We start from the raw sequence: 25,261 nt of genomic DNA, 5'->3' as shown, positions 1-25,261 counted from the left end.
AGAAAAGTTGGCACAGTTTTTGCGTTAGTATTAATGGATGCTTCAAATCCATGCTTTAAGGAGGAGATACTTATGCCAGTGGCAATTATTATTGGCACACACGGTGAAGCTGCTCGTGAATTGTTGAAATCAGCTGAGATGATTATCGGCAAACAGGATAATGTAGAATTTATTACTTTTATTCCTGGAGAAAACACTGATACGCTTATTACCAAATATAAGGAAAAACTAGAGAAATTAGATACTTCTGAAGGGGTTATTTTCATGGTAGATTTATTTGGCGGTAGTCCATATAATGCATCTAGTCAAGTTGCTCTTCCAGAAGAAAATATGGATGTTGTTACGGGGGTCAACATTCCTATGTTACTTGAAACGCTCTCTATGCGCCCAGCAAGTAAACAAAAAGATCTAGTTGAAATAGCTCTTACAGCAGGAACGGGTGGCGTTAAGTCACTCAAAGAATCATTACCAAAAATAGATAAAGAAATTGGAGAGGACGATTTATAATGGAAATTCGCTTAGCTCGTATTGATGATCGCTTAATTCACGGACAAGTAGCAACAGTTTGGACAAAAGAAACGCAGGTAGAACGAATTATCGTTATTAGCGATGATGTAGCAAAAGATGAAGTACGTAAAACACTTCTTACACAAGTAGCACCTCCAGGAGTAAAAGCAAGTGTGGTAGATGTCCAAAAAGGGATTCGTGTATATAATAATCCCAAATATGCTACAACTCCAGTAATGTTTCTATTTACTAACCCAACTGATGTTTTAACTTTGGTAGAAGCTGGTGTAAATATTACAACAGTAAACATTGGTGGCATGGCTTTTCGTGAAGGCAAACATATGATTACAAATGCTGTATCCGTTGATGCAACAGATGAAGCAGCTTTTCGAAAATTAGATGAAAAAGGAATCGAATTAGAAATCCGTAAAGTCGCTTCTGATAATAAAGTAAAATTAATCCCATTATTAGACAAAACTAAATAACTAACCCCTCTACTATTTTAAAGCGAAAAGAAATACAAGTGTGTAAAGGTTGACTTTAAAGGGGTGATTTATGAATAAAAGCAAATGCACCATTAGCTTGCCTTATTCAGTCATCATATTGAAATTATCTTTTTTATCTTATTTAAGAAAAATTGGGAGGGAAATATATGTCAGCAATACAATTAATCCTTGTATTTCTCGTATCATGTATTAGTGGTATGGGTAGTATTTTGGACGAATGGCAAACACACCGTCCATTAATTGCCTGTACGCTAATCGGTCTGGTTTTAGGAGATATTACAACTGGAATTATTATTGGGGGGACACTGGAAATGATTGCGCTTGGATGGATGAATATTGGCGCAGCAGTGGCACCCGATGCTGCACTTGCATCCATTATTTCTACTATCTTAGTTATTACAGGGGGACAAGATATCAGCGTAGGTATTTCACTAGCAATTCCGTTAGCTGCTCTTGGTCAGGTACTTACTATCCTAGTTCGTACAATTACAGTTGCATTTCAACACATGGCTGATAAAGCTGGGAAAGAAGGAAATTTGCGAAGTCTCGACTGGATTCATGTTTCAGCACTACTACTTCAAGCAATGCGTATCGCAATTCCAGCAATTATCGTGGCAGTCACCGTCGAAACAGCTGCAGTAACAAATTTACTCAATGCCATTCCTGAGGTTATCGTTAATGGTCTAAATGTAGCTGGTGGATTTATCGTTGTTGTTGGTTACGCAATGGTTATCAATATGATGTCAGCTAAATATTTAATGCCTTTCTTCTTCTTAGGCTTTGTTGTAGCAGCATTCACTCAATTCAACTTAGTAGCACTAGGTGTTATAGGACTCGTTGCAGCAATCATCTATATCCAACTAAATCCTAAATATCAGTTGAAAGAAGCTATCGAGCAATACGGTGGTCGTGGTGGTGGACGAGCAGCAGATGACCTCGACGATGACCTTGATGACTAAGGAAGGGGGAGAAAAATATGAGTGAACAAATCACAGTTAATGAAAAGAAAATAACGAAAAATGATTTAATGGGCGTTTTCATTCGTTCCAACCTCTTCCAAGGGTCATGGAACTTTGAGCGTATGCAATCTCTTGGTTTCTGTTTTTCAGTAGTTCCAGTAATTAAACGTCTTTATCCTGAAAATGGACCTGAAAGAGAACAAGCAATTAAACGTCATCTTGAATTTTTTAATACTCATCCGTATATGGCCGCTCCAATCTTGGGTGTTACGACCGCGATGGAGGAACAAAAAGCAAATGGTGCTGATATTGATGATGGTGCAATCAATGGTATTAAAGTAGGTTTAATGGGACCACTTGCAGGTGTTGGGGATCCTATTTTCTGGGGAACGGTTCGTCCAGTACTTGCTGCTCTAGGCGCGGGTTTTGCAACGGATGGTAGTATTATTGGACCAATATTATTCTTTGTGCTATTTAACGCTGTTCGTTTAGGATTCCGTTATTGGGGTGTCTTTTATGGATATAGTAAAGGTACAGATGTTGTATCTGATATGTCAGGCGGTTTGCTTCAAAAACTAACAGAAGGAGCTTCCATACTTGGACTGTTCGTTATGGGAGCATTAGTTAATAAGTGGACTACTATTTATGTTCCGCTTGTAGCATATACGACCAAAGATTCTAAAACTGGCAAAGAAATTCCAACAACTGTTCAAAGTATTTTGGACCAATTAATGCCAGGTCTTCTTGCCCTTCTGCTTACATTTGCTTGTATGTGGATTCTAAAGAAAAAAGTCAACGCTTTATGGCTGATTTTAGGGCTATTCGTTGTTGGTATTTTCGGCTACTGGTCTGGAATATTAGGACTTCCACCAGCTAGCTATTCACCACTTGGTTAAAAATACACAATCAAAATAAAAAACGGAGAATCGGGATTAAAACCGGTTCTCCCTTTTCTTTAAATAATTATGTTACAATATGACTAAACTATATTTGATAGAATGTGAGTGATAACTAAATGACTTGGGATGCTACTAATATCTTTTTGTTGGTTGCCAACATATTGACGATACTGTATATTTTGTATAATGATGCAGTAATTCCACTTTGGAAAGGTAAGACTGTATTAACTGTAAAATTGCGTTCTCGTGGTCGCTGGGACGGTTATATTTTCGTCGGAATTATTGCCCTATTATTCATTTCTAATACTTTCTTCCGCGAAGGACCACAATTAACCTCTATATTGCTTGCGGTTATGGGTATTCTGTTTATTTATATTTGCTTTTTCCGTAGTTCCAAAGCAGTATTTAAAGAAACAGGTCTATTTTATGCCTTACTATTTTTCCCTTATTCCAAAATCGAGCGGATGAATTTGTCTGAAGATGGTATTTTAGTTATCGAAACCAATCGCCAACGTTTAATGCTGTTTGCCAGATCAGAGAAAGATTTAGAAAAAATGCTCGCTGTATTTACTAAATATAATTAAAAACGCCACGCTCACTTTCCTATTTTTAGGAAAACGGAGCATGGCGTTTTATTATATACCAACATTACTTAATTTTATTTCCGGAATGACAAATTCGACAAATCTGCCGTGAAGCATTTCAATTTCTTCACTGAACTTCGTGTCAAAACAAATAATACTCTCTTCCAAGCGGAGTACTGCAAATCCATCTTCCTCGTAGTCCTCTAATTTCCCAACTACGTGAACTAAACCTTCTTCATCTATTTCTAATACACAATGTTTTTCTTCACTTTCATGCAAAAGTTCCGCACTAATCATATCAGGTATCGTAATTTCTACCGTTTTAATCCCACTTGGTTCTGGGTCTTCATCGGCCCATATACCAACGCATTCACCATATTCACTACTAAAAGCGATTCTGCCGTCAGCCAATTTTCCTTGAACCTTTATCTCCACTAACTTTTTTCCTCCTGCGCTTCAAATTCTTGCTTTATTATAGCACAAAACTCGAAAGTGACGGTAATTTTTAGCAAAGTAATTTCACTTTTTATTTGTCATTTGTCTAATTTAAAAGTATGATAAGTATATACTTTTATTAAAAGGAGATTGAATTATGACGATACTAGCATTTGATATGGGCGGTACCGCGGTGAAGTATGGGGTTCTCACACCACAAGGCGAAATACTTGAAAAAGGTAAGTTTGCTACCCCGGATAATTTAGACAAAATGATACAATTACTTGTAAATGTAAAAACTAATTATAATTATTCATTTCAGGGAGCTGCTTTTAGTTGTCCAGGCGCGGTAAATAATGAAACCGGCATCATCGGCGGAGCGAGTGCAATCCCTTATATACATAACTTTCCATTTAAACAATTACTAGAAGAAAAATTAGCGTTACCAGTGACGATGGAAAACGATGCCAACTGTGCGGCATTAGCCGAGGTTTGGATTGGCGCAGCTAAAGATAAACAAGATATCATTTTTATGATACTTGGAAGTGGTGTTGGAGGAGCAGTCATTCGCGATGGTAAAGTACATCATGGAGCGAATTTGCATGGTGGTGAGTTTGGCTATATGTTGATGGATCGTGACGGAAATACGCTTAGTGAGCTTGGTACTATAGTAAATGCTGCTACGCGAATTTCGAAAAGGCTAGAACTGCCTACAGATGAAGTGGATGGTCATCGTGTTTTTGAATTACGGGCGGAAGGTAACGCGGTTGCAAAAGAAGAGCTAGAAACTATGTTTTATTATTTAGCACGCAGTATTTTTAATTTGCAGTATGCACTTGATCCAGAGATGGTCGTCATTGGTGGTGGTGTAAGTGAGCGTGCAGATTTCATCACGGAATTAAATAACTATGTGGATGAAGTAAAAGCTAGTGTTCCAATTGCTATGATACGCCCAACTGTTGTTGGTTGTAAATTCGGAAATGACGCCAACCTAATTGGGGCTACTGCTTTTCATTTGTCTTAAAAAAAGAAGCTGGGCACTTTTTTTGCGCCAGCTTCTTTTTATGCTAATTTTTCTGATTCACCGCGACTTTCTAAGACATTTGCCACGGCTTCAAGCCACTTTTTTTGTTTATTAACGACAAATTGATACTTTACGCCGGAAATCATATCCACTTCTAAAATATTCGATAGCATTTCTTTTCCAAGGATTTTTGTATGGACACCTCGAATTTTTGCTACTCGATTTAGAGGGATGTTAATTTCTTCATCAAAATAATCATTTGGTTTATGAACGATATAGGTGGCTGTCAAATAAAGCTTTCCAGGTACAGCCTTGAACCCATTTTTTGCATTAGCAAGACCTTTATGAATGACTTCTAATTCCTCTTCCATAAAGCTTCTCAACTCCTTATTCCTCTAAAATTATTGCAACAGATTTTATGTGATTACTCTGTTACTTTTTCAGTATGAATGGGCCGAAACGCTTTTTGTTATTTTCTGGTGGTGCCAGTATATTTAAATGACTTCCTAGTACTTCGATTTCAGCTGGAACGCCTGGACCTGGATCACCGTCTACATTAATACTTAAGTCATCACCACTTGCATCAATAGTGAGCTTTTTCGTTTTAATATAAACTACACCATCACTGTTTTTTAGATTACCACGGATTAGTTGAGGAATCATATTTGCCGCATCAAGTAAGCCGAGTTTTGTTAAAACAATGACATGAAGGTAACCGTCGTCGATTTTGGCATCTGGTGCCCATGACTCCATTCCGCCGACTGAATTAGTTAAGCCAGCCACGACAAGTGCAGCCTCGCCTTCCCATACTTCTTCATCATATTCTAGTTTAAAATGGAGTAATTCGTTACGATTAAATGCTTTTAATCCTTCTAAAAAATAAGCGATGGAGCCGAACTTTGTTTTTTGTTCCACGCTAACTTGGTCTACGGCTTGCGCAATCATACCAATTGCTAACACATTCATAAAATATTGACTACCAATTCGTCCAATGTCCATTGGTACAGCTACCGCTTTTTCTAATGCTTGGATTGCTTTTTCTGGTTTTAAAGGAATACCAACTGAGCGTGCCAAATCATTTACTGTACCAAGTGGAATAAAGCCAAAATCTGGTCGTTTTTCATGAATGGCTAAACCATTTATTGTTTCATTGAGCGTTCCATCTCCACCCATAGCAATAACAGCCTCAAAACCTTGTTCAGCTGCCCAAGACGCAAATTCAGTTGCATCTCCTGCTTTTTCAGTTAAGCGAACTTCTACTTCCTCATATCGTTTTTTTAGTACTGTTTCTGTTTTTCCTTGATAGGTTTTTCCTTTTTCTTTACCTGATGATGGATTCACAATCAATAGTGCTTTTCCCACCTTACTCACCCTTTCTTGCTATAAAATTCTATTTATATTTTCACACATAATATAGGCTTCTTTACTTCTCTAGTTTACCTTGAAATAAGGATTTGTACCAGTCCTAGCCTTGAAAAATAGACAAAAAAGTCGTAAAGTGAAGGAGAACTCAAAACAAAAGTTGTGGAGGAATTTATAAATGAAATCTTTTCAAGCGCTTTTCATAGAAAAAGAAGCAGATAACACATCCCTTCATTTTAGAGAAACTACTTTAGATAATTTACCAGAAAATGAAGTAACTATTGAAGTACATTATTCTGGCATTAATTACAAAGACGGATTGGCCGTACTTCCTGAAGGTAAAATTGTGAATCAGTATCCTTTTATTCCTGGTATTGATGCAAGCGGCGTGGTCATCGAATCAAAATCAGATCGTTTTCAAGTGGGGGACGAAGTTATTGTAACAAGCTATGATTTTGGTGTGAGTTATTTCGGCGGTTATAGTGAATTTATCCGTGTTCCGGCCGAATGGGTTGTCCCGTTGCCACAAGGTTTATCACTCAAAGAAGCCATGATACTGGGCACAGCAGGCTTTACAGCAGCTCTCTCTGTCGATGCGCTTGAATCTAGTGGCGTTAGACCAGAAACAGGAAAAACAGCTGTGAGCGGTGCTACTGGCGGTGTAGGTAGTCTTAGTACAGCCATACTTGCTAAACGAGGCTTTTCCGTTGTGGCATCTTCTGGGAAAAAGGATGCAAAAGACTTTTTACAAAAATTTGGTGCTTCAGAAGTGGTTTCAAGAGAAGCATTCCAACCTGAAAAAATTCGAGCACTTGATAAACAATTATATGCTGGAGCGATTGATTGCGTTGGAGGTAAACCACTTTCTTATTTATTAACTGCCGTACAATATGGTGGTGCCGTAACAACTTGTGGAATGTCAGCTGGCGGCAAACTAGATACGACTGTATTTCCCTTTATTCTACGTGGCGTTCAATTGCTAGGCATTGATTCTGTTCTATGTCCAATGCAAAAACGCACACAAATTTGGCAACGTTTAGCAACGGATTTCAAACTAGCGAATTTAGATGAACTTGCAACAGAAATAAATTTCCAAGCTTTACCAGAAGCGCTTCACCAAGTAATGAATGGCGGGGTTACTGGCAGATATTTAGTGAAAATAAAATAGGAAAAGAGCATTGCCAGATGTTGGCAATGCTCTTTTTAACGATAAGCAACTAATACATGCGCATCAATCATTTGGTCAATAATTGCTACACATTTATCGTAATCTTGTACTTCTATCGCGTCTATAAAAATTTGAATATTATTAATTGTTTTCACACAAGCATTTTGGGCAATTTTTATGACTTCTTCATCGCCAAATTCTTGAATATTGTTAAAAAAGTCATTACTGATTTTTAGATAGTAATTATTTTTCATATAGGTTAATAAATCACTAACAAACCATTTTTCATATTCAAAATAAATTGCTGGATTTGTCTGTTCTGATTCACGTTCTACCTCTTCTAACTTAGCAAGTACTCGGACTGTATTAAAGCTAATCTTTTTAGTGCGGATTTTTTGAATGGCTTGCTTTAAAAATAATCCGATAATCTCTGTCATTTCAAAATAACGTTCTTTATTGATAATACTATCTTTAACAAATGCTCCGCGAAAATCATTATATTCTACATAACCATCTGCAGCTAACATTCCAATTGCTTTGCGGATTGGCGTTCGACTTATTTCTAGTTGCTTAGAAAGCGTATTTTCGATTAAGCGATCTCCTGGTTTTAGTTCCCCGTTTCTAATCTTCTTTTTAATTTCACGATAACAAACACTTTCTCTCGTCTCTTTGCGTTTGATTGTCATTAAATTCCCTCCTAAATATGTCTAAAAAATATGTTTATAAAAAGGATTTTGCCGTAATAATTTCTTTCAGAAAATCGTTTTCAGCTACTTTTCGCTCCATCGCTAAAAATGGATGGTAACTAGTATTTTCGCTGACAAGTATTGCCGTCTGAATAGCGATAATTTCTTTTGTTAATTCCCGTTCTTTTTTTGTATTTGTTTCTGACTTCGAGCGAATAATCGACATAATAAAAGTGCCAATAACATAAAGTAAAATTGCCATAATTATCATTAGAACTGCAGCAATAAGGCGCTCCACTATATCATCCATCAAGAATAGAAAGGAGCCTCCTAAGATGGCCAAAAATGCCGCTATAAAAACACCCGCTATAGTACTAAGTGGTTGATAACTTTTCTTTTCTTCTGCCATTTCAGAATGAATAAAACGAATCAACTTTTCTAAATCATCTCGCGTACTAAAACCACTTTTTTCTAAATAGGCATATAATAAATAGCGACGCATCGTTGTTAGTTCAGTAAAATTCCGTAGTTGATAACGTGTACGGATGAATTTCTTCGCACGGCTGTATATCAAGATGTAGTAAAAAAGAGGAATACACAATAAACTTAGTAAAATAACTGGAATAAAATAACGACCATTCACAAATTGTATAACAACTACATCCACAATAATTAGCAGTAGCAGCATGAAAATAAACGCTCGCCAAAAGCCTTTCAAAAAGCTATGCACTAAATTCCAGTTCCCTAATTTTTTAAAATAAAAGTCATTTAATTTTTTGATCGCCATTTCTACACCTTTTCCTTTTTTCCTAAATTCAAGTTTACCATGAGTCATCTATTTATTAAAGTTTGTAAAGAGAATTTCACTTTTTTATCGTAATTAGTTTACAATAGGAGCGAAATTAAATATAATTAATATTATAAAATATATTTAATGGGTGAGTAAATGAAAAAACTACTATATCAAAAAGTCTATGATCAACTTAAACTATCCATTCAAGAAGGTAAAATTCCCGTTGGTAGTAAAATGCCGACAGAAAACGAATTGATGGCTCAATTTGATGTGAGCAGTATTACGTTAAAAAAGGCGCTGGAGTTATTAAAGAAAGATGGTTATATTTCAAGACGCCCTCGGGTTGGTACGTTCGTAATTAATGCTTCGCCAATTAGTGAACAGATAGAAACGAGAATGTTCGATAAGCCTCTTTTTGGTTGTATTATGACAAATTTCGACGATACTTTTGGTACGATTTTATTATCTGGAATGTTAGAGCACAGTGACACTAAAGCACATATTATTGTAAAAAAATCACTGGGAGATACAGAGCGAGAAGAAGAGATTTTGCAAGAGTTTATTGAAATGAATGTTGCTGGAATACTTATTTTACCTGCTAGTTCAAAGTTTGTTTCCCCGACCTTATTAGAACTTGCTTCCCAAAAATTTCCTTTAGTGGTCATAGATCGTACGTTAGAAGGCTTACCAATATCTTCTATTAGTTCAGACAATACAGAAGCTGGTCGGATTATTACAGAAAAATTATTTGAAATTGGGCATAAACATATTGGAATGATAACATCTACTAGTCCAGTTTCTACGCTTGATAGCCGGGTGAATGGATTTATTCGTGGGCATGCGTCTTTTCATACAGCTTTTCATTCTGATTATGTTTTTCGCGAGATTGAATCGGTCATGCCAAATTCCACCGTTTCCATTCAAACCGATATTGATAAAATTGCAGATTTTTTGAAGACACATCCTGAAATCACTGCACTTGTAGCGACCGAATACAACATTGCACTCTTAATAAAGCAAGCATGTAACAAGTTAGGAAAATCCATTCCCGCTGATTTATCTGTTGTTTGTTTTGATCATCCAGATAACTTTTTTGATAGCTCTGCCTTCCAGTTCACACATATTAAACAAGCACAATATGAAATAGGTGTGAAAGCAGTTGATATGCTTTTAAATCAAGTGCATAAGCCAGATGCTATCAACAAAGAAATGTTACCTCCAATGCTTGTAGAAGGAGATTCAATTAAATCATTAAAAAGCACCCCCAAGTAGGAGGTGCTTTTTTTAACGTTCTAATTTTGCAGCCATTTCAAGTGCGATCATTCCACTTAATTCTGCTGAATAAGGAATTTTTCCAGATGGTTTTTCTTTCCAATTCATTCCCATTAATAAATATCCATCTACTTTTGCATTATCAACTAATATTTGACAGCTATTAAATACAAAATCCAGATAAGTTTTATTCGCAGTTTCTTCGATTAAATCAGTAAAGTATCTGTAAAAAATCCCTTTAAATAGGCCCTCATCTCCGCCATTACCTTCGTCTTTAAATATACCATCTTCCGTTAATTCTTTTAATGATATATCCGCAGTTTTATTCGCAGTAGCTAAATATTTTGCTTCTTTAGTAATACGATATAATTCTAAATTAGCTCCAATATACACACCTTGGTTATAAGTGAATTTCCATTCTGTATCAATAGCTCCGTCCTCTAAACGGTTAATTCCATCTTCTACAAATCCATCTTTGCGAACAAGTACTTTCGTTTGCCATTCGTAAGTTTTAATAGCCCATTCTAAATATTTCGTTTCATGGAGCTCGTTATATAACCAACAAGAAAGAATAATAAAAGGTGCATTCACGGGTGTATTTTTGTAATACATTTGTGGTCGACGCCAAGCAAAACCGCCTCCCATTGTGTCATTCCAACCTGTATCCACAAGATTTTGCCAAACTAATTTCGCATCTTCTAAATACAGTTTTTTTCCGGTAGTTTTGTAAAGACGAAACGCCGCAAGCGCATTCCAAAGCATATCGTCATAAAAATCATGAACAAGTGTCCCACCATTTCTGGTTTTATTGTGCATATAGGTATGTTCCGCTATCTCTAAATCCGCTTGTTTATTTGTACGTAAGTAAGCATCTAATCGTACTTCAACCAAGTGAGCTAGCCACCAGTAATTAAAAACTTTATTATCTTCTTCTGGATTCTCTGTTGGATAAAAGTTATTTAAAAATTGTTCTTTTGTATCCGCAAGATAAAATTTTTCTAAACTTTGTTGCGCTAAATTTGCATATTCGGACCATTTCATCAATTATTTATCTCTCTCTTCTTTTAAAATTTGGTTTCCTTCTTTTTCAGCTTGTGATAAGGCTTTTTCAGCGGAAATATTACCATTCATGAATTTTTCAAATTGAGGTTTCATTGCTAAACCTTCTACATCTGCATAACCAGCAACGGTTGGACGAATTTTAGCGTATTTCATTGTATTTACAAAAACAGAATAATTTGGGTCTTTCGTAAAGTATTCATTTTCAGCAGCAATTTTATTCGCTGGTAACCAACCACTAATTTTGGCAAATTCTACACCATTTTCTGGTTTTGTTGTCCACCACTTCATAAAGTCCCATGCACCATCTTTGTGTTCGGCTTGTTTAGGCATTACTAATCCAAATCCGCCCATGATAGCCCCTTTATCACCATTTGGTCCTTTAGGTGGTTCGACTACACCATAATCAAGGTCTTCTACTTTATTATAATCTGCTAAAGCCCACGGTCCGTTATATGTCATTGCTTCTTTTCCAGCTGCAAAAGCATCGGAACCATCATCAAAACCACGTTGGTACACTTTTAAATCATTTTGCATTTTATCCCAGTAATTAAGCACTTCTAAACCTTGTTCTGAATTGAATGCTGTTTTCTTATTATCAGAAGTTACTAGTTCGCCGCCTGCTTGCATTAAATACAAGTTAAACAAGCCAACATCTTGAAGTGACATTCCTGCTTGTGTCATTTTACTTCCATCCCACTTCGTTGTTTTCTGTGCAGCAGTTGCTAATTCATCCCAAGTAGTTGGAGGTTTTACGCCAGCTTCTTGTAATAATTTTTTATTATAAAATAGAATTCGATTATCATTTAATAGTGGTAAACCATATAATTTATCACTATAAGTCATTTCTTTCACTGATTCTTCATAAAAATCATCCATCTTCACTTTATCTTCTTTAACTAGTTTATCTAGAGGTTCAAGCACGCCTTTTGGAGCATAAAGAGCTGTTTGATAGCGATCCCACATGATAATATCAGGAAGTTCACCACCTGCTATTCCTGTTAGTAATTTTTCTTCCACATTTTCTTGCATCACATATTTTACTTTATATTTATCTTGTGACTTATTATAACTATCGATTTGTTTTTCTAACTGTTTAATTTGATCCCCTGACCAGGAGCCCCACATAACAATTTCTTCTTTACCGTCCTTGTCCTTCCCACTGTCTGAACCTCCACCACAAGCTGCTAAACTAAGCAACAATACCATACTAAGAATTGCTAATAATACTTTTTTCATCCTATACACTCCTTTTTTGGTTTATTTACCGCCATTATGCGCGATACCTTCGACAAAATATTTTTGTGCAAAAATAAATACAAATAATACTGGAATGGTGGAAACAATTGTCCCGGCCATTAAAGCCCCATAATTGGCGCTCTCGTTATATTGAAAAGAAGCAAGTCCTACTTGAACTGTCATCATTTTTTGTGAATTAAGAACAATCAATGGCCACATGAACTGATTCCAGCCAGCCTGAAATGTCATTATTCCAAGTGTAGCTAGTGCTGTTTTAGCAAGTGGCATATAGATTTTCCAAAAGATTTTAAACTCCGAACAACCGTCTATTCTTGCTGCTTCTGAAAGTTCATCTGGTAACGTTTCAAAGAACTGTTTCATGAAAAAGATGGAAAATGCACCAGCAGCTCCTGGAATCAAAATTGCCCAATAAGTATTAATAAAACCCATTCCACCATGACCAGTAATATCATTACCACCCATCAATGGAAAATTCTTTAATACAAGGAAAGATGGAATCATGGTCACTACTGCCGGAATCATCATACTTCCTAAAAATGTCATAAACAGTCCTTTTTTCCCTTTAAAAGGCAGTTTAGCAAACGCGTAACCAGCAAGTGAACCAAAGAATAAATTAGAGAGCACACCACCAACTGCAAGTATTAAAGAGTTGACTAGATAGCGGGCAAATGGTGTCGTACTAAATACATCTTTGTAATTATCCCAAGTAAACATTTTAGGAATTAAATTCATGCCATTACTTAAAATTTCACTCGTTGGTTTAAAGGAAGTCGATACTGTCCAAATAAGTGGAAATACAGTTACTAAACTAATTAGAAGTACTGCAATATACCAAATGAACGACTTGCTCATTTTTTTAAATTTTATGGTATTCATATCACCCCTCCTTAAGCTGTTCTATCTTCTTTATTCACACGCATATTGATAATCGAAAATACTAGTATGATTAAAAATAGTACAAAAGAAATTGCCGAAGCATAGCCCATTTTTAATCCGCCAAAACCTTCATTGTAAATATAATAGACAAGTGTGATAGTGGAGTTTCCAGGACCACCTTTTGTTAATACATATGCTTGATCAAACACCTGAAAAGCATTAATAATTAGCATCGTTGTTACAAGAAAAGTGGTTCGTGAAAGCGATGGCCAAGTGACATAACGAAATGTCTTCCATTTTGAAGCACCTTCTATTTTGGAAGCTTCATATAAATTAGCTGGGATACCTTGAAGGCCTGCAAGGAAAATCATCATATTTGTTCCAAATGTCATCCAAACACTCATCATAACAATCGCAAACATTGCCCAGTTCGAATCATAGAGCCATGCTGGACCATTAATTCCAAACCATCCTAACACTCGATTAATCAAACCATACTGAGGGTTGAGCAACCAATACCATATTGTCGCTGTTGCTACTGTAGAGCATAATACAGGCACATAAAAGAATGTCCGAAATAAACCTGCCCCTTTTTTATTCATATTAATCAAGATAGCTGCCCCAAGTGATGCTACAAGACCAAGTGGTACAAACAAAGCTGTGTAAATAATCGTATTCTTTAATGAAATAAGAAAATATGGATCCCTAAACATTTTGATGTAATTGTCGAAACCAATCCAATTGGGAGAATTAACAATATCATAATCAGTAAAACTGACAAATAGTGCCATTCCAATTGGTAAAATCATAAAAATCGCTAGTAATAAAACCGGAAGCGCAATAAAAAGATAAGCCATTCGTTGTTGGTGTATTTGGGCAGATTTATTTCTAATCGTTGCCATCAATTAAGCCTCCTTCGTTAGTTCTTCAAAACATTTGCCATTCGAAACCCAGCTACATCCAGTACTAATTCACAAAACATCATATTCGCCCATGAAAACCATTCACGTGTAAAGTCTTCCGGGTGATCTGGATGAAACGATTCATGCATTAATCCAGTTCCAGCATCCGTTTCTAACAACATTTGTAAAATAGCAAGTTTTTCTGTTTCATCACTTGCTGTTAACCCTTGAATTGCCAGTCCAATGGGCCAAATATATCCTGCTGGTGTATGCGGACTACCAATTCCTTTTGCCAGTTCCCCTTCAAAATAATATGGATTTGACTTACTTAAAATAAACTTCCGCGTATTCTGATAAATTGGCGATTCTTTCTCAAGGTAATTGATGATTGGCATAGAGAGTAGACTTGGAACATTGGCGTCATCCATTAATAATTGATTTCCAAGACCATCTACTTCAAATGCAAATATTTCACCAAAAGTAGGATGATTATATGTACCGAATTTTTCAATTCCTAATTGGATATCATTTTTTAAAGTTACTGCTTGTTTCACTGTTTCCTTTTCACTTGGATAAAATGTTTCGATAATTTCTTTTGCATAACCTAAAACTACTACAGCAAACATATTAGATGGAATGAGATACCCATATTCACAAGCATCATCACTTGGTCTAAATCCTGACCAAAGCATTCCTGTATAAGCAGTTTTAGTTCCTAATCCATCTCTTTTTAAAGTATCAGAAGGAACACAGTCCATTCGCTCAAAACGATAAGGCGATTTTGTTTCATGATGCTGCTCTACTTCCCATACAGCAAAAATAGTTTGCAACATCTTGAAAAACGCTGCGTCAAATTGTTCTGTTCTTCCGGTAATTTTCCAAATAAGATACGCTAATTGAATCGGATAACATAACGAATCAATCTCATATTTGCGTTCCCATACTTGTGGGTGCATTTCTGTTTTATCTGCTTGATGTCCGGCTCCATTTGGCGTTTCATTGAAAGCGTTAGCATAAGGATCTATTCCAACTAAACTCACTTGTTCCTTGCTAAGACCAATTAACATCGACTGAATTTCTTCATTTTCTTTAGCAAAAATTAGAAAAGGTCGTACTTGGCATACTGAATCACGTAACCACATTGCTGGAATATCTCCAGTTAAGATAAATGTGAGACCACTTTCTCGAATTTTAATTGTGGTGTCTAATGTGTTTTCCATACACCTTTCATACATTTCAGCCAATTTTTGATTATTTATTTCTTTTTTTATTTTTTCCGTACTTGATTGTATAAAAGCACGATTTGCGATAACCAAATGATTCACTCCTTTTAATTAATTATACTTAATAGACATTTATCATATTTAAATAATACTATATATATTTAATCACTGTCAATATAAAAATGAAATCGTTTTCTTTTTACACAAAAAAACTCTGAGAATCTATATCTCAGAGTTTAAATCCTTATTCAAATAACATATCAAGAATAGCTTCTTTTTCAATTCCACCAAAATAATCTTTTGTATTTATTTCTTGCCAAGCATTTTGGATGGCTTTACGTTCAAAACGACAACCAAGCATTTTGTTAGCCAAATCAGCAACATCTTTTGTTCCAAAAAAATCACCATAAATGATTGCTTCTTTTACTTGGCCTTTGTGTAAAGTCAGCTGAAATTCGATAGTTCCAGCTGGGAATCTTTTTTTACGTTGGATAGTGGCTTTTGGAGATTTACCATATGTCCAATCCCAGTTCAAGTAGCGTTCCTCGCGTATTTTTTCAATAGCTAATTTATCTTCTTCTGTAAAAATATAACGTGGAATATCCGCTGTTCCGAAAATAGACTCTAGGAGAATTTGTTTAAAAGCCTGGATATCCATATCTTCCGTTAAATGTTCCCGAATCGTGGTGACACGACTCCGAACAGATTTAACCCCTTTGGATAAATACTTTTCAGGATCTACTTGCAGAGCCGCTTCAAGCATCGACAAATCAACATCGAAAAGCAACGTTCCATGACTATATAATCGGCCATTCGTCGCAAACTGTGCATTGCCGCTTATTTTTTTGCCATCCACTTCAATATCATTTCTTCCGCTAAGTTTTGCATTTACGCCTAGCTTTTGGAGTGCTTGAATAACTGGTTCTGTAAATCTTGCAAAATTTTGAAAGCTATTCCCATCATCTTTTGTTATCATACTAAAACTAATATTACCTTCATCATTATAAACTGCTCCACCGCCCGACAGCCGGCGTAAAACATGAACATGATGTTTTTCTACAAAAGTATGATTAATTTCTTCTAATGTGTTTTGATTTTTACCTACAATTATTGTTGGCTTCATCCGGTAAAACATGAAATATGTTTCATTCTCATCTAAAAAACGGAGCGCATATTCTTCCATAGCAAAATTGTATGCTTGATCAAGCACATCTTCATTATCTAAATAAATCACTTTCCACTAGCATCTCCTTTTGCTTTAAGGGTAATCCGAATGATTTCAGGATCATTAAATAGACGTGGAAGTTTGGTTACATTTCCTAAGCCTCGGCTAACAATAAGTGTTTTTCCGCCAGCCAGATGTATTCCCGCTGTCCATTTTGGCATAAAGCCTTGTCCTGGTGCAAAAAGACCTTCTGTAAGCGGGAGTCTAAATTGACCGCCATGCGCATGACCTGATAAAACTAAATCAACTGGATAGGCTTGATAAAGCGGCCAAAACTCCGGGCGATGAGCCAGTAAAATCGTAAAGTAGTCTGGAGATAAATGAGCTGTTGCCTCATCTAGTACTTCTTTTAATGCGGCTTCTTCCCATTCTTGTTTAGGTAGTTCTTGCTCTGCCCAAGCTTCTTTAACAAAACGCGGATCTTTTACACCAGCTACAATGATTGGGGCATCGTCTTTTTTAAGAAAATAGCGCTCATTTTCAAGCACTTTCACATGATGCTTTTCCATATCTGCTTTAAAATCTTCGTAAAAAGCGCTTCTACCTTCATGGTTGCCGTTCACATAGAAGACTGGAAATTCTTTTGCTAATTTACGTACGACAGCCATAGCAACAAACGGCGACTCATCCCCATCAATCATGTCTCCGGTCAAAAAAACCGCGTCCGGAGCCAGCTCATTTACAATACTAAGCAAAGGATTATTATATAGACCAAAACTAGCACTATGCAGATCAGACAACTGAACAAATGTCGCGCCGTCCCATTCTGTCGGAATTTTTTCTGATATTATTTCATAATTTGTTACGGTTAGGTGTTTCGTTGACCAGTATGCGTATCCAGTAAAAGCAGCAACTGCGCCAAGTATCCCCCATCCAGTTTTTTTCATAGATAGAATTCTCCTCACTAAATTTGCTCTACATGTCATTATAGCAAATTCAGCTGGAACTCGCTTTATTCAGCTACTTGATATGCTGCTAGTTTTTGTAAATCAGCTGGACTAACTTCAGCCACAATTTGTGTGCCATTTTCCAAGTATTCGGTTTCTAACACATCCGCATGTTCGTTTAAATAAGCAACCACTTTCCCTGCTTCAAAAGGAATTAAAAAAGTTGCTTTTTCATGACTAGCGAATAATTCTTTACGAATCACTTCTGTTAGAAATTCTAAACTTTTTTCATCCCGTGCTGAAAAAACAATCGTATTATCCGTTTGTTTAGGGTAAATTTCATTTTCTAGAAGATCTGCTTTATTATATGCATAAATAACTGGAACATCTTCCACACCAACTGCTTTGAGTGTTTCTTCTGTAGTCTTCATCATCGTTTTATAATGTGGATCGGAATAATCTACCACATGAATGAGTAAATCCGCATCGCGCGCCTCTTCTAGTGTGGAACGGAATGCTTTCACTAATTGATGCGGAAGTTTGCTAACAAAACCGACTGTATCTGTTAGTAAAAATTGCTTGTTGTCTGGTAAAACAATTTCGCGCACGCTCGTTTCAAGTGTGGCAAAAAGCATATCTTTCTCAAAAACTTGTTTTTCAGCAGTTTCGCTATAGGCGCGTACTAAACCATTCATCGTGGTTGATTTTCCAGCATTCGTATAGCCAACAAGCGACACAACAGGAATCTCATTTTTCTTTCGTTTTCGGCGACGTACTTCACGGTCATCAACGAGCATATCTAACTCTTTTTGCAAATGGCGTATTTGATGTTTAATGGTTCGGCGATCTGTTTCGATTTTCTTTTCACCAGAACCACGGTTACTGAGCCCGCCTTTCCCGCTTTGTTGGTCCATGTCTTCGCCTTGTCCGAAAATCCGTGGTAATTCATATTGTAGTTTAGCAATTTGGACTTGAAGTTGTGCTTCTTTAGTTTTTGCTCGATTTGCGAATATAGCTAGAATAAGACCTGTTCTGTCCATAACATCCAGTTCAAGCGCTTCTTCTAAATTCCTAATTTGCGAAGGGGAAAGCTCGTCATTAAAAATAATCAAGCGAGCATCCTGCATTTCTGCTAGACCCTTGATTTCATCCACTTTTCCTTTTCCAACATAGGTAGCGCGGTTTTCACGGTCGATGTTTTGACGTATTTCGCCCACTACTTCCATATTGTTTGCAGCCGCTAAATTGGCTAATTCTTCCATTGAATAATCAAAATCTTTTTGTTTTTGGCTGATACCAACGATTAATACTTTTTTCTCCATAAAAAAGGACCTCCTGAAATAGATTCAGCGCGGTCAGGGTTTCTGAGTAGATGAAAACGCAAAAATAGCATCAAATAGATACTAGCTTGCTTTCAAATGAAGCTAATTCCCCTTCATTCTACCCATATTTATTTTGGGTGCCATACATGCACGCAAGACCAATCCCGTTATCCATACTAAATAAGCATGGATATTCCCGCACTATTAAATTAGTTGCATAGATTTTTTGGGAAACGTAGTCTAATATAACGCATGATTGGCAACCCTCCGTTCGATTTAGATGCCCCTAGTTTAACATGGTAGCTCTTGTTTCGCAACTAATTATTGTTAATTCGGACGTTCGATTCGGAAAATCTCGCCGAGTTTCGTATAGTCATTTCCAGCTAGACGAGCAACTGGTGTAAGCTTTTCTGGCAAAATATACTGATGCTCTGAATCAAATACTTCATCAGCAAAATCATACGTGATAATACGTGCCAAAACCAAGTCAGTAACAATTTCGCCGCTATCGTTTTTAATTGGAATGATTTGTTCGAGTTTAGCCGTGAGTATGATGTTTGCTTCTGTAATTTTTGGCGTTTTCATCCCAGGGACAAACTCTAAATGCAAGTTAGTATCATCTATTTCGCTCACATTAGGTGCAAGTCGTGCAGCTGTTTTATTCATTTCTGCAACGAACGTCTCACTAACAATATGAATATTTAATTCTTTTGTAAAAGCTGCATTTCTGGCCGTATCTTTTTGTTTGCCTTCTGCGCGCTGGACAGCTATAGAAACAATTGCTGGATCGCTTGAAACGACATTAAAAAAACTGAACGGGGCGGCGTTAACCGTCACCCCGTCTTCAGCAAGCGTAGTTACAAAAGCAATTGGCCTTGGAATAATGCTTCCAGTTAAAAATTTATAGTTTTCTTTCTGGGATAAATCAGCACTTTTAAAAATAGTCATTTATTTACCTCATTTCTGGTTGTTTTGATACCATTTTTTTGCTTCTTCTAGTTCCTCCATTGTAAGAGAATGCCCTGCTGCGGTCCATACTGTTTCAACTTTTGCACCACGTTTTTCGAGGATTTCAACTAACTCTTCGGATGCTTTTGCTGTAATAAGTGGATCATTTAAACCAGCTGACAAAAATACATTACGGTGACTAATCGAAAATTCGGGTTGCTTATTTCCCGCTGGCATCGCATGAAATAAAATCGCTTTATGGAAACTATTTTCCGCTTGAAGCAGTGCATTTGCGGCAATATTGGCTCCATTAGAATAGCCTACAGCAATCATTTGTTCAAAATCAAGTTCATATTTCTCAGCCAATTCACGCGTAGTTGTGATTAATTCTGCTGTTTTACTTTCCAGATCTTCTAAGTCCAAACTACCATCATGAAATCTTTTGAAAAACCGATTTGCTCCGCCTTCTTTAATATCTCCGCGTAACGATAGAACAGCAGCATCACTTGCGATAAATTCTGCTACTTCGACAAGCGACTTTTCATCACCGCCTGTCCCGTGAAGTAGTAATAATGGGGCTAACTCTTTATTTTTACCTGGAATAAAAATATGTTCCATTCGTTTTCAGCTCCGTTTCGTATCAATTGGGCGAACCATTTTTTCAATTTCAGCGCGTTTTGGTTCTAAAAATGGTGGTAAAGCTAGTTTTTCACCGAGAGTTTCATATGGTTCATCACTCGCAAAACCTGGGCCATCTGTCGCAAATTCAAATAAAATGCGTTCCGAAACCGGCACATATAAAGATTCAAAATAGAAGCGGTTTACATAACCAGAATTAGGTGCTTCAATTGTATTCATACGGTCAATCCATTTTTGCAACTCTTCATGATCTTCTACTCGGAAAGCTACATGATGCACCCCACCGTAACCTTGCATTGCAGCAGGGATATCAGTACGCTCTTCGACAATGACTTGCGCTCCATTTCCACCTTCACCTACTTCATATAAATGAAGCCCATTTTCTTCTGTAATTTTTCTAAAGCCTAAAATAGTTTGTAAAATAGCATCCATGTTTTTCAAAGAAACAACTGTTAAAAAGACTGGTCCTAAGCCATAAATCGCGTATTTCTCTGGAACCGGCCCATTTTTCCACGGAGTTCCAGCAGCCACGCCTTCGTTATTTTCATCCGAAATTAGTTGTAATTGTTGATCGTCAAAATCTTGGAAAGTCAGATATTTTTTACCAAATAATGTTTTAATATCACTGTGCGGTACTTCTAACTGTTCCAAGCGGTCAAGCCAATATTCTAATGCCGCATCACTTGGAACCCGGAAAGCTACACGAGAAATACTATCTGTTCCATGACGTCCTTTTGGTAAATTAGGAAAGTCAAAAAATGTCATATCTGTTCCCGCTGAACCTTTGTCATCCGCGAAAAATAAATGGTACGTATGAATATCGTCTTGGTTAACCGTTTTTTTCACTAAACGCATTCCTAAAACTTCTGTAAAAAAAGCATAATTCTTCTCGGCGCTACTTGTCATTGCTGTTACATGGTGAATTCCTTTTAAATCTTTAATCATTATAAATCTCCTCCAAAATAAGTTTCAATTTCTGTTCTTTTTTCTTCTAAAAAGCTTGGTAAGGCTAATTTGTCGCCCATTGTTTCAAGTGGTTCGTCTATTGTAAAGCCTGGGCCTGCACTTGCAAATTCGATTCTAAGACCACTTGGTTCACGGATATATAAACTTTTGAAATACTCACGGTCTACAAATTCTTCTATTTTCAACTCGTTTCGAACGGCTAAATCATGAAGTTTATCTACTGCTTCTTTCGTTTCCAAAGTATAAGCAATATGATCAATGGTTCCGCGTCCTGTACGGGATTTTTTGTCTGAACTCGTTTTGTACAGTTTTGCAAAACTCACCTGGTTCTTATCTACTAATACCCCATTCTGCTGTTCTAATCCAAAAAAGTCTGTAAAAAACTGGCTGGTCGCTGCCGGATTTGGTACGTGATAATCAGCCCCAATAATCCGAACAATTTGTTTTTCTGCTGGGATATCGGTGTGGATAGTCGGGCTAGCAATAGTTTCTGGTATTTCCGTTAGGATGATACCCATTGTATCGGGATCGTGTAAGGTTAAAGTCTTTCCTTCTTTGTGAAAAGAAATCGCAAAATCGTTTAGCCTTTTTTCCCAGTAAGTGCTTGTGTCTTTTGGTATTCCTAGGGTGATATTCCCGAAAAATGCGCGCTCGTCGTAGCTTGAGCCAATACGCGGTACTTCGAAAAATGTTAGCAACGTTCCCGGCGAGCCGATATAATCACCATAAAATAGGTGGCGCATATGAATATTGTCTTGATTCACTGTATTTTTTACGAGCCGCAGCCCTAATATTTCTGAATAAAAATGATGATTTTCGCTGAATGATTTCGTTAATGCGGATACGTGATGGATTCCTTTGATCATTTGTTTATACCTCCTTCTTGATTACTAACTATAGTTTATAACTAAACTGTAGAAAAGAAAAGTTTTTTGCTCACAAAAAGTAAGTAACTTTTAACGGACGCAAAAAAGAGCGCCAATAAGCGCTCTTTAATACACATCTCGTTTTGTAAAAATAAAATAGGATAAGACGAAAGCGACTAACATCCAAGCAGTTAAGACGAGCATCGAGAAACTTAATGTCATTCCTTCAACTGGTGGACTGGAGCCGTTTAAATAATTTGTCAGTTGTAAATTGACCATAAATAGATATTTCGCACTTGGCCAAGAGCTGACGAGATTGGTGAGTATGGTTCCGGTAATAAGTGAAGCTAGCATAATTCCCATTACGGCAGCTGTGGAACGAACTAGCACGGATACAAACATGGTTAACACTCCGACCACGACACTTACAAACCAAGCGAGTCCAAATTCCATGAGAAGTAGTTGCCACACAGGTAACTGGTATACGTCTGTTGTGGTTATCGCACCATCTTTCACACCAAATCCGGTGAGAACAGGTGCATCCCAACCTCCGTAACCAAAGATAATACCAGAAATCAGATAGGCAATAACAGCTGATAAAACCGTAATCGCGGAAATCGAAAGCAACATCGATATATATTTACTCGTCAAAATCCGCCATCGTTTCACAGGTCTTGTCAGTAAGAATTTCATTGTTCCTGCACTTGTTTCAGCAGAAATCAAATCGGCCGCAATGACCATGATAAAGAGCGGAAACAACAAACTAATACCATTTTCCACAAATGTTTTTAAGAAAGTTGGAGCTCCTGGTGCGTTTGGATTGATGTCATTGTCTAAATAATATTGCAGTTGCCCAACCAGTACTTTGAAATATTTTTGATATTCTTCTGGTAATCTCCCTGTTCCGAGTCTGTTTTCAAGGTCGACGATTTGTTGCTGGGTTTGCACATGCCAATCGCTTGTCCCCGCTTGCTTCTCATCTTCCTGATATTGTCTAAACTGCGCATACGTAAAAATTCCTACAATAATGGCAACCAAAGCTAATATAACGATGAGCCGTTTTTTCCGCCAAAGTTTTAATTGTTCATTATATACTAAATTAATCAATCGAATGACCTCCTGTTAACTCAAGAAATAGGTCTTCGAGAGATGGTTTTTTCTTATCGATTTCGTGAACTTGGATACCTTTTGAAACAAGCTTTTCATTCCATTCTGCGCTATGTTCGTTCATAGCTGTTACAACATATTCACCGTCTACTTCAACTTCCGTTACACTTTCTAAGAACGCTTTTGCTTGTTCAAAAGGAGTCGCCCGCCAGCGTAACTGTTCGCGGGAATTAAGTAGGTGTGAAACTTGATCTGTTTTAATAATCGTTCCATCTGTCATAATCGCCACACGGTCGCACAAAAGCTCAATTTCACTTAATAAATGCGAGGAAACGAGCACACTAATGCCTTCGTTTCTAGCAAGCGCACGGATAAAGTCGCGCATTTCGTGAATACCTGAGGGATCTAAACCATTTGTTGGTTCGTCAAGGATTAATAATTTCGGACTTGAAAGTAACGCTTGGGCAATACCTAAACGTTGGCGCATACCAAGTGAATAGGTAGAAACTCGGTCATTTATTCGTTTTTCAAGCCCAACTAGCTCAGTTACTTCTTGAATACGTTCTTTTTTGATTGAAGCATCCATTCTAGCAAAATACGCCAAATTCTCTTGTCCTGTTAAAAATGTATAAAATTCCGGATTTTCCACGATAGAACCAAGTCCTCGCATTGCTTCGGTAAAATTTTTACGAATATCTTTACCGCCAATTAATATTGTTCCGGAAGTTGGTTTGATTAAGCCAACAATCATTCGAATCGTGGTTGTTTTACCTGCTCCATTTGGGCCAAGAAAACCAAAAACTTCTCCGGGCATGACTTCAAAAGAGATGCCTTTAATAATTTCTCGTTTACGAATTTTTTTATACAGATTAGTTACTTGAAGTGCTTGCTCCGTCATCTTTTTCTCCCCCTCCCGTCTGAATAACTTCTGTCACCCGATTACCAATAAACTGGTACCCGGCATGATTTGGATGGAATTTATCACTTGCTATATAAGCCGCTCCATTTTGCTGGAATAAATCAAATGTTGGTACGTAAATAATATTTTTTTCATTTTGAGAGAGATTTTGACTTTGCATATTCCATTCATTCGCAACAGCCGACATTTCACTCGCATTTTCTAGTTCCATAAACGGATTATACAACCCAATATGAAAAACTGGTGCAGACGGATTTAATTGCCGAATCGTTTGGTAAATTTGTTTTAAATTACTAAGATAGCTCGCTTCGGCTTTTTTAATTGCATCACTTTTGAAGTCCTCAAGCGCTTCTCCGCCGCGAAACAAGTCATTGCCGCCAATTGTCATTAAGACTACATCTGCTGATTTTATTTGATTTTGCACTTCTTTTTGTTCTAATTGTTTGAGAAGTTGCCCAGATCGCGCACCGCTAATAGCCAGATTGACGTTCTCGACATTTTTTTCCTTTTGTTTGTAGAAGTTTTCCACAACTCGGACATACCCGCCGCCCTCTGTATCACCAACGCCATATGTAAGCGAGTCGCCGAGCGCAGTTATTTTAAATGTATCTTGTTTTTTCGTTACTGTGGTATCTTTTTTGGCAATTGTTTTTGTATTATTTGCTTGATGATTTTTTTGCCCATACCAAATTGATCCAACTCCAACCACGCTTAAAATTAATGCAATAACAGAAAAAACGAAAAGAACTTGAACCGTTTTACTTTTTTTCACTGACTACCACCCGCCTTTTCATGAAGTTTATTTTTCACTAAGTATAGCATATTTTAAAATGAGACCACCCATTTAGACTTTTCCTTAAAATCAAT

Annotated in this window: 28 protein-coding genes; 8 read left to right on the top strand and 20 right to left on the bottom strand. The window is 36.9% G+C overall.

Translation table 11 applies throughout. From position 1 onward, the window contains the following. Positions 1 to 72: 72 nt before the first annotated feature. The 5 genes from LWE_RS03785 to LWE_RS03765 all read left to right on the top strand — a co-directional run bounded on the left by LWE_RS03785 (position 73) and on the right by LWE_RS03765 (position 3,455). Positions 73 to 507: a mannose/fructose/sorbose PTS transporter subunit IIA gene (locus LWE_RS03785; RefSeq protein ID WP_011701580.1), complete on the top strand. Its 435-nt coding sequence runs from the start codon at positions 73 to 75 to the stop codon at positions 505 to 507. Then, positions 507 to 992, top strand: coding sequence for a mannose/fructose/sorbose PTS transporter subunit IIB (locus tag LWE_RS03780; RefSeq protein WP_011701579.1), 486 nt, complete (start codon positions 507 to 509; stop codon positions 990 to 992). The genes LWE_RS03785 and LWE_RS03780 overlap by 1 nt, the downstream gene beginning before the upstream one ends. 167 nt (positions 993 to 1,159) lie before the next feature. Further along, a complete protein-coding gene (locus LWE_RS03775; RefSeq protein ID WP_011701578.1) occupies positions 1,160 to 1,972 on the top strand; it encodes a PTS mannose/fructose/sorbose transporter subunit IIC in 813 nt (270 codons plus the stop codon). A gap of 17 nt (positions 1,973 to 1,989) precedes the next feature. Beyond that, positions 1,990 to 2,868 carry a PTS mannose transporter subunit IID gene (locus tag LWE_RS03770; RefSeq protein ID WP_011701577.1) on the top strand — a complete coding sequence of 293 codons (879 nt, stop codon included), beginning with the start codon at positions 1,990 to 1,992 and terminating at the stop codon, positions 2,866 to 2,868. 119 nt (positions 2,869 to 2,987) lie between these two features. Then, positions 2,988 to 3,455, top strand: a complete 468-nt coding sequence (locus tag LWE_RS03765) for an Lmo0779 family protein (protein WP_011701576.1) — start codon at positions 2,988 to 2,990, stop codon at positions 3,453 to 3,455. Between the two features lie 51 nt (positions 3,456 to 3,506). Here LWE_RS03765 and LWE_RS03760 read toward each other — a convergent pair whose 3' ends face one another. Then, positions 3,507 to 3,890 carry a hypothetical protein gene (locus LWE_RS03760; RefSeq protein WP_011701575.1) on the bottom strand — a complete coding sequence of 128 codons (384 nt, stop codon included), beginning with the start codon at positions 3,888 to 3,890 and terminating at the stop codon, positions 3,507 to 3,509. 157 nt (positions 3,891 to 4,047) lie between these two features. Here LWE_RS03760 and LWE_RS03755 point away from each other — a divergent pair, with 157 nt between their 5' ends. Next, a complete protein-coding gene (locus LWE_RS03755; protein ID WP_011701574.1) occupies positions 4,048 to 4,914 on the top strand; it encodes an ROK family protein in 867 nt (288 codons plus the stop codon). Positions 4,915 to 4,952: 38 nt separating this feature from the next. On the opposite strand, the gene LWE_RS03750 is transcribed toward LWE_RS03755, so the two are convergent. Both LWE_RS03750 and LWE_RS03745 read right to left on the bottom strand, forming a co-directional pair. Then, positions 4,953 to 5,285: a hypothetical protein gene (locus LWE_RS03750; RefSeq protein WP_011701573.1), complete on the bottom strand. Its 333-nt coding sequence runs from the start codon at positions 5,283 to 5,285 to the stop codon at positions 4,953 to 4,955. Between the two features lie 61 nt (positions 5,286 to 5,346). After that, entirely contained in the window at positions 5,347 to 6,276 is a 930-nt protein-coding gene (locus tag LWE_RS03745) for a diacylglycerol/lipid kinase family protein (RefSeq protein ID WP_011701572.1), read from the bottom strand. Between the two features lie 178 nt (positions 6,277 to 6,454). Between LWE_RS03745 and LWE_RS03740 the strand changes: the two genes are divergently transcribed. Next, positions 6,455 to 7,444: an NADPH:quinone oxidoreductase family protein gene (locus tag LWE_RS03740; RefSeq protein WP_011701571.1), complete on the top strand. Its 990-nt coding sequence runs from the start codon at positions 6,455 to 6,457 to the stop codon at positions 7,442 to 7,444. Positions 7,445 to 7,479: 35 nt separating this feature from the next. Here LWE_RS03740 and LWE_RS03735 read toward each other — a convergent pair whose 3' ends face one another. Both LWE_RS03735 and LWE_RS03730 read right to left on the bottom strand, forming a co-directional pair. Next, positions 7,480 to 8,130, bottom strand: coding sequence for a GntR family transcriptional regulator (locus LWE_RS03735; protein WP_011701570.1), 651 nt, complete (start codon positions 8,128 to 8,130; stop codon positions 7,480 to 7,482). A 34-nt stretch (positions 8,131 to 8,164) separates the two neighbouring features. Beyond that, positions 8,165 to 8,917, bottom strand: a complete 753-nt coding sequence (locus LWE_RS03730) for a hypothetical protein (RefSeq protein WP_011701569.1) — start codon at positions 8,915 to 8,917, stop codon at positions 8,165 to 8,167. A gap of 159 nt (positions 8,918 to 9,076) precedes the next feature. Between LWE_RS03730 and LWE_RS03725 the strand changes: the two genes are divergently transcribed. Beyond that, a complete protein-coding gene (locus tag LWE_RS03725) occupies positions 9,077 to 10,195 on the top strand; it encodes a GntR family transcriptional regulator (protein ID WP_011701568.1) in 1,119 nt (372 codons plus the stop codon). A 12-nt stretch (positions 10,196 to 10,207) separates the two neighbouring features. Here LWE_RS03725 and LWE_RS03720 read toward each other — a convergent pair whose 3' ends face one another. From LWE_RS03720 to LWE_RS03650, 15 genes are all read right to left on the bottom strand, one after another. Next, the gene (locus LWE_RS03720; RefSeq protein WP_011701567.1) at positions 10,208 to 11,236 is read right to left on the bottom strand and encodes a glycoside hydrolase family 76 protein; all 1,029 of its coding nucleotides are present in this window, start codon (positions 11,234 to 11,236) and stop codon (positions 10,208 to 10,210) included. A 3-nt stretch (positions 11,237 to 11,239) separates the two neighbouring features. Beyond that, positions 11,240 to 12,493, bottom strand: coding sequence for an ABC transporter substrate-binding protein (locus LWE_RS03715; RefSeq protein ID WP_011701566.1), 1,254 nt, complete (start codon positions 12,491 to 12,493; stop codon positions 11,240 to 11,242). A 21-nt stretch (positions 12,494 to 12,514) separates the two neighbouring features. Further along, a complete protein-coding gene (locus LWE_RS03710) occupies positions 12,515 to 13,390 on the bottom strand; it encodes a carbohydrate ABC transporter permease (protein WP_011701565.1) in 876 nt (291 codons plus the stop codon). A gap of 11 nt (positions 13,391 to 13,401) precedes the next feature. Then, positions 13,402 to 14,292, bottom strand: coding sequence for a carbohydrate ABC transporter permease (locus tag LWE_RS03705; protein ID WP_011701564.1), 891 nt, complete (start codon positions 14,290 to 14,292; stop codon positions 13,402 to 13,404). 17 nt (positions 14,293 to 14,309) lie between these two features. Continuing rightward, positions 14,310 to 15,608, bottom strand: coding sequence for a glycoside hydrolase family 125 protein (locus LWE_RS03700; RefSeq protein WP_011701563.1), 1,299 nt, complete (start codon positions 15,606 to 15,608; stop codon positions 14,310 to 14,312). A gap of 151 nt (positions 15,609 to 15,759) precedes the next feature. Then, on the bottom strand, positions 15,760 to 16,749 hold the full coding sequence (gene lplA2 / locus LWE_RS03695) for a lipoate protein ligase LplA2 (protein WP_011701562.1): 990 nt from the start codon (positions 16,747 to 16,749) through the stop codon (positions 15,760 to 15,762). Beyond that, the gene (locus LWE_RS03690; RefSeq protein WP_011701561.1) at positions 16,746 to 17,627 is read right to left on the bottom strand and encodes a metallophosphoesterase; all 882 of its coding nucleotides are present in this window, start codon (positions 17,625 to 17,627) and stop codon (positions 16,746 to 16,748) included. Before LWE_RS03690 ends, lplA2 begins: the two co-directional genes overlap by 4 nt. Before the next feature lie 65 nt (positions 17,628 to 17,692). Continuing rightward, positions 17,693 to 18,949, bottom strand: coding sequence for a GTPase HflX (gene hflX, locus LWE_RS03685; protein WP_011701560.1), 1,257 nt, complete (start codon positions 18,947 to 18,949; stop codon positions 17,693 to 17,695). Between the two features lie 327 nt (positions 18,950 to 19,276). Beyond that, positions 19,277 to 19,897, bottom strand: a complete 621-nt coding sequence (locus LWE_RS03680; protein ID WP_011701559.1) for a flavin reductase family protein — start codon at positions 19,895 to 19,897, stop codon at positions 19,277 to 19,279. Between the two features lie 9 nt (positions 19,898 to 19,906). Continuing rightward, positions 19,907 to 20,515 (bottom strand): alpha/beta hydrolase, encoded by a 609-nt coding sequence (locus LWE_RS03675; protein ID WP_011701558.1) that lies wholly within the window; start codon positions 20,513 to 20,515, stop codon positions 19,907 to 19,909. Positions 20,516 to 20,521: 6 nt separating this feature from the next. Then, on the bottom strand, positions 20,522 to 21,481 hold the full coding sequence (locus LWE_RS03670) for a ring-cleaving dioxygenase (RefSeq protein ID WP_011701557.1): 960 nt from the start codon (positions 21,479 to 21,481) through the stop codon (positions 20,522 to 20,524). Continuing rightward, a complete protein-coding gene (locus LWE_RS03665; RefSeq protein WP_011701556.1) occupies positions 21,481 to 22,368 on the bottom strand; it encodes a VOC family protein in 888 nt (295 codons plus the stop codon). Before LWE_RS03665 ends, LWE_RS03670 begins: the two co-directional genes overlap by 1 nt. A gap of 126 nt (positions 22,369 to 22,494) precedes the next feature. After that, positions 22,495 to 23,475 carry an ABC transporter permease gene (locus tag LWE_RS03660; RefSeq protein WP_011701555.1) on the bottom strand — a complete coding sequence of 327 codons (981 nt, stop codon included), beginning with the start codon at positions 23,473 to 23,475 and terminating at the stop codon, positions 22,495 to 22,497. Beyond that, positions 23,468 to 24,373 carry an ABC transporter ATP-binding protein gene (locus tag LWE_RS03655; protein WP_011701554.1) on the bottom strand — a complete coding sequence of 302 codons (906 nt, stop codon included), beginning with the start codon at positions 24,371 to 24,373 and terminating at the stop codon, positions 23,468 to 23,470. The genes LWE_RS03660 and LWE_RS03655 overlap by 8 nt, the downstream gene beginning before the upstream one ends. Next, positions 24,345 to 25,166: an SGNH/GDSL hydrolase family protein gene (locus tag LWE_RS03650; RefSeq protein ID WP_011701553.1), complete on the bottom strand. Its 822-nt coding sequence runs from the start codon at positions 25,164 to 25,166 to the stop codon at positions 24,345 to 24,347. The genes LWE_RS03655 and LWE_RS03650 overlap by 29 nt, the downstream gene beginning before the upstream one ends. Positions 25,167 to 25,261 lie beyond the last annotated feature (95 nt).

This window comes from Listeria welshimeri serovar 6b str. SLCC5334 (assembly GCF_000060285.1).
Lineage (GTDB): Bacteria > Bacillota > Bacilli > Lactobacillales > Listeriaceae > Listeria > Listeria welshimeri.
This window is presented reverse-complemented; position numbering and strand designations above follow the sequence as displayed.

Excerpts from the sequence above, each read along its gene's own strand:
- LWE_RS03785 (WP_011701580.1), top strand. The coding sequence starts at position 73 with ATGCCAGTGGCAATTATTATTGGCACACACGGTGAAGCTGCTCGTGAA.
- LWE_RS03780 (WP_011701579.1), top strand. The coding sequence starts at position 507 with ATGGAAATTCGCTTAGCTCGTATTGATGATCGCTTAATTCACGGACAA.
- LWE_RS03775 (WP_011701578.1), top strand. The coding sequence starts at position 1,160 with ATGTCAGCAATACAATTAATCCTTGTATTTCTCGTATCATGTATTAGT.
- LWE_RS03770 (WP_011701577.1), top strand. The coding sequence starts at position 1,990 with ATGAGTGAACAAATCACAGTTAATGAAAAGAAAATAACGAAAAATGAT.
- LWE_RS03765 (WP_011701576.1), top strand. The coding sequence starts at position 2,988 with ATGACTTGGGATGCTACTAATATCTTTTTGTTGGTTGCCAACATATTG.
- LWE_RS03755 (WP_011701574.1), top strand. The coding sequence starts at position 4,048 with ATGACGATACTAGCATTTGATATGGGCGGTACCGCGGTGAAGTATGGG.
- LWE_RS03750 (WP_011701573.1), bottom strand. The coding sequence starts at position 5,285 with ATGGAAGAGGAATTAGAAGTCATTCATAAAGGTCTTGCTAATGCAAAA.
- LWE_RS03740 (WP_011701571.1), top strand. The coding sequence starts at position 6,455 with ATGAAATCTTTTCAAGCGCTTTTCATAGAAAAAGAAGCAGATAACACA.
- LWE_RS03735 (WP_011701570.1), bottom strand. The coding sequence starts at position 8,130 with ATGACAATCAAACGCAAAGAGACGAGAGAAAGTGTTTGTTATCGTGAA.
- LWE_RS03730 (WP_011701569.1), bottom strand. The coding sequence starts at position 8,917 with ATGGCGATCAAAAAATTAAATGACTTTTATTTTAAAAAATTAGGGAAC.
- LWE_RS03725 (WP_011701568.1), top strand. The coding sequence starts at position 9,077 with ATGAAAAAACTACTATATCAAAAAGTCTATGATCAACTTAAACTATCC.
- LWE_RS03720 (WP_011701567.1), bottom strand. The coding sequence starts at position 11,236 with ATGAAATGGTCCGAATATGCAAATTTAGCGCAACAAAGTTTAGAAAAA.
- LWE_RS03715 (WP_011701566.1), bottom strand. The coding sequence starts at position 12,493 with ATGAAAAAAGTATTATTAGCAATTCTTAGTATGGTATTGTTGCTTAGT.
- LWE_RS03710 (WP_011701565.1), bottom strand. The coding sequence starts at position 13,390 with ATGAATACCATAAAATTTAAAAAAATGAGCAAGTCGTTCATTTGGTAT.
- LWE_RS03705 (WP_011701564.1), bottom strand. The coding sequence starts at position 14,292 with ATGGCAACGATTAGAAATAAATCTGCCCAAATACACCAACAACGAATG.
- LWE_RS03690 (WP_011701561.1), bottom strand. The coding sequence starts at position 17,627 with ATGAAAAAAACTGGATGGGGGATACTTGGCGCAGTTGCTGCTTTTACT.
- hflX (WP_011701560.1), bottom strand. The coding sequence starts at position 18,949 with ATGGAGAAAAAAGTATTAATCGTTGGTATCAGCCAAAAACAAAAAGAT.
- LWE_RS03680 (WP_011701559.1), bottom strand. The coding sequence starts at position 19,897 with ATGACTATTTTTAAAAGTGCTGATTTATCCCAGAAAGAAAACTATAAA.
- LWE_RS03675 (WP_011701558.1), bottom strand. The coding sequence starts at position 20,515 with ATGGAACATATTTTTATTCCAGGTAAAAATAAAGAGTTAGCCCCATTA.
- LWE_RS03670 (WP_011701557.1), bottom strand. The coding sequence starts at position 21,481 with ATGATTAAAGATTTAAAAGGAATTCACCATGTAACAGCAATGACAAGT.
- LWE_RS03665 (WP_011701556.1), bottom strand. The coding sequence starts at position 22,368 with ATGATCAAAGGAATCCATCACGTATCCGCATTAACGAAATCATTCAGC.
- LWE_RS03655 (WP_011701554.1), bottom strand. The coding sequence starts at position 24,373 with ATGACGGAGCAAGCACTTCAAGTAACTAATCTGTATAAAAAAATTCGT.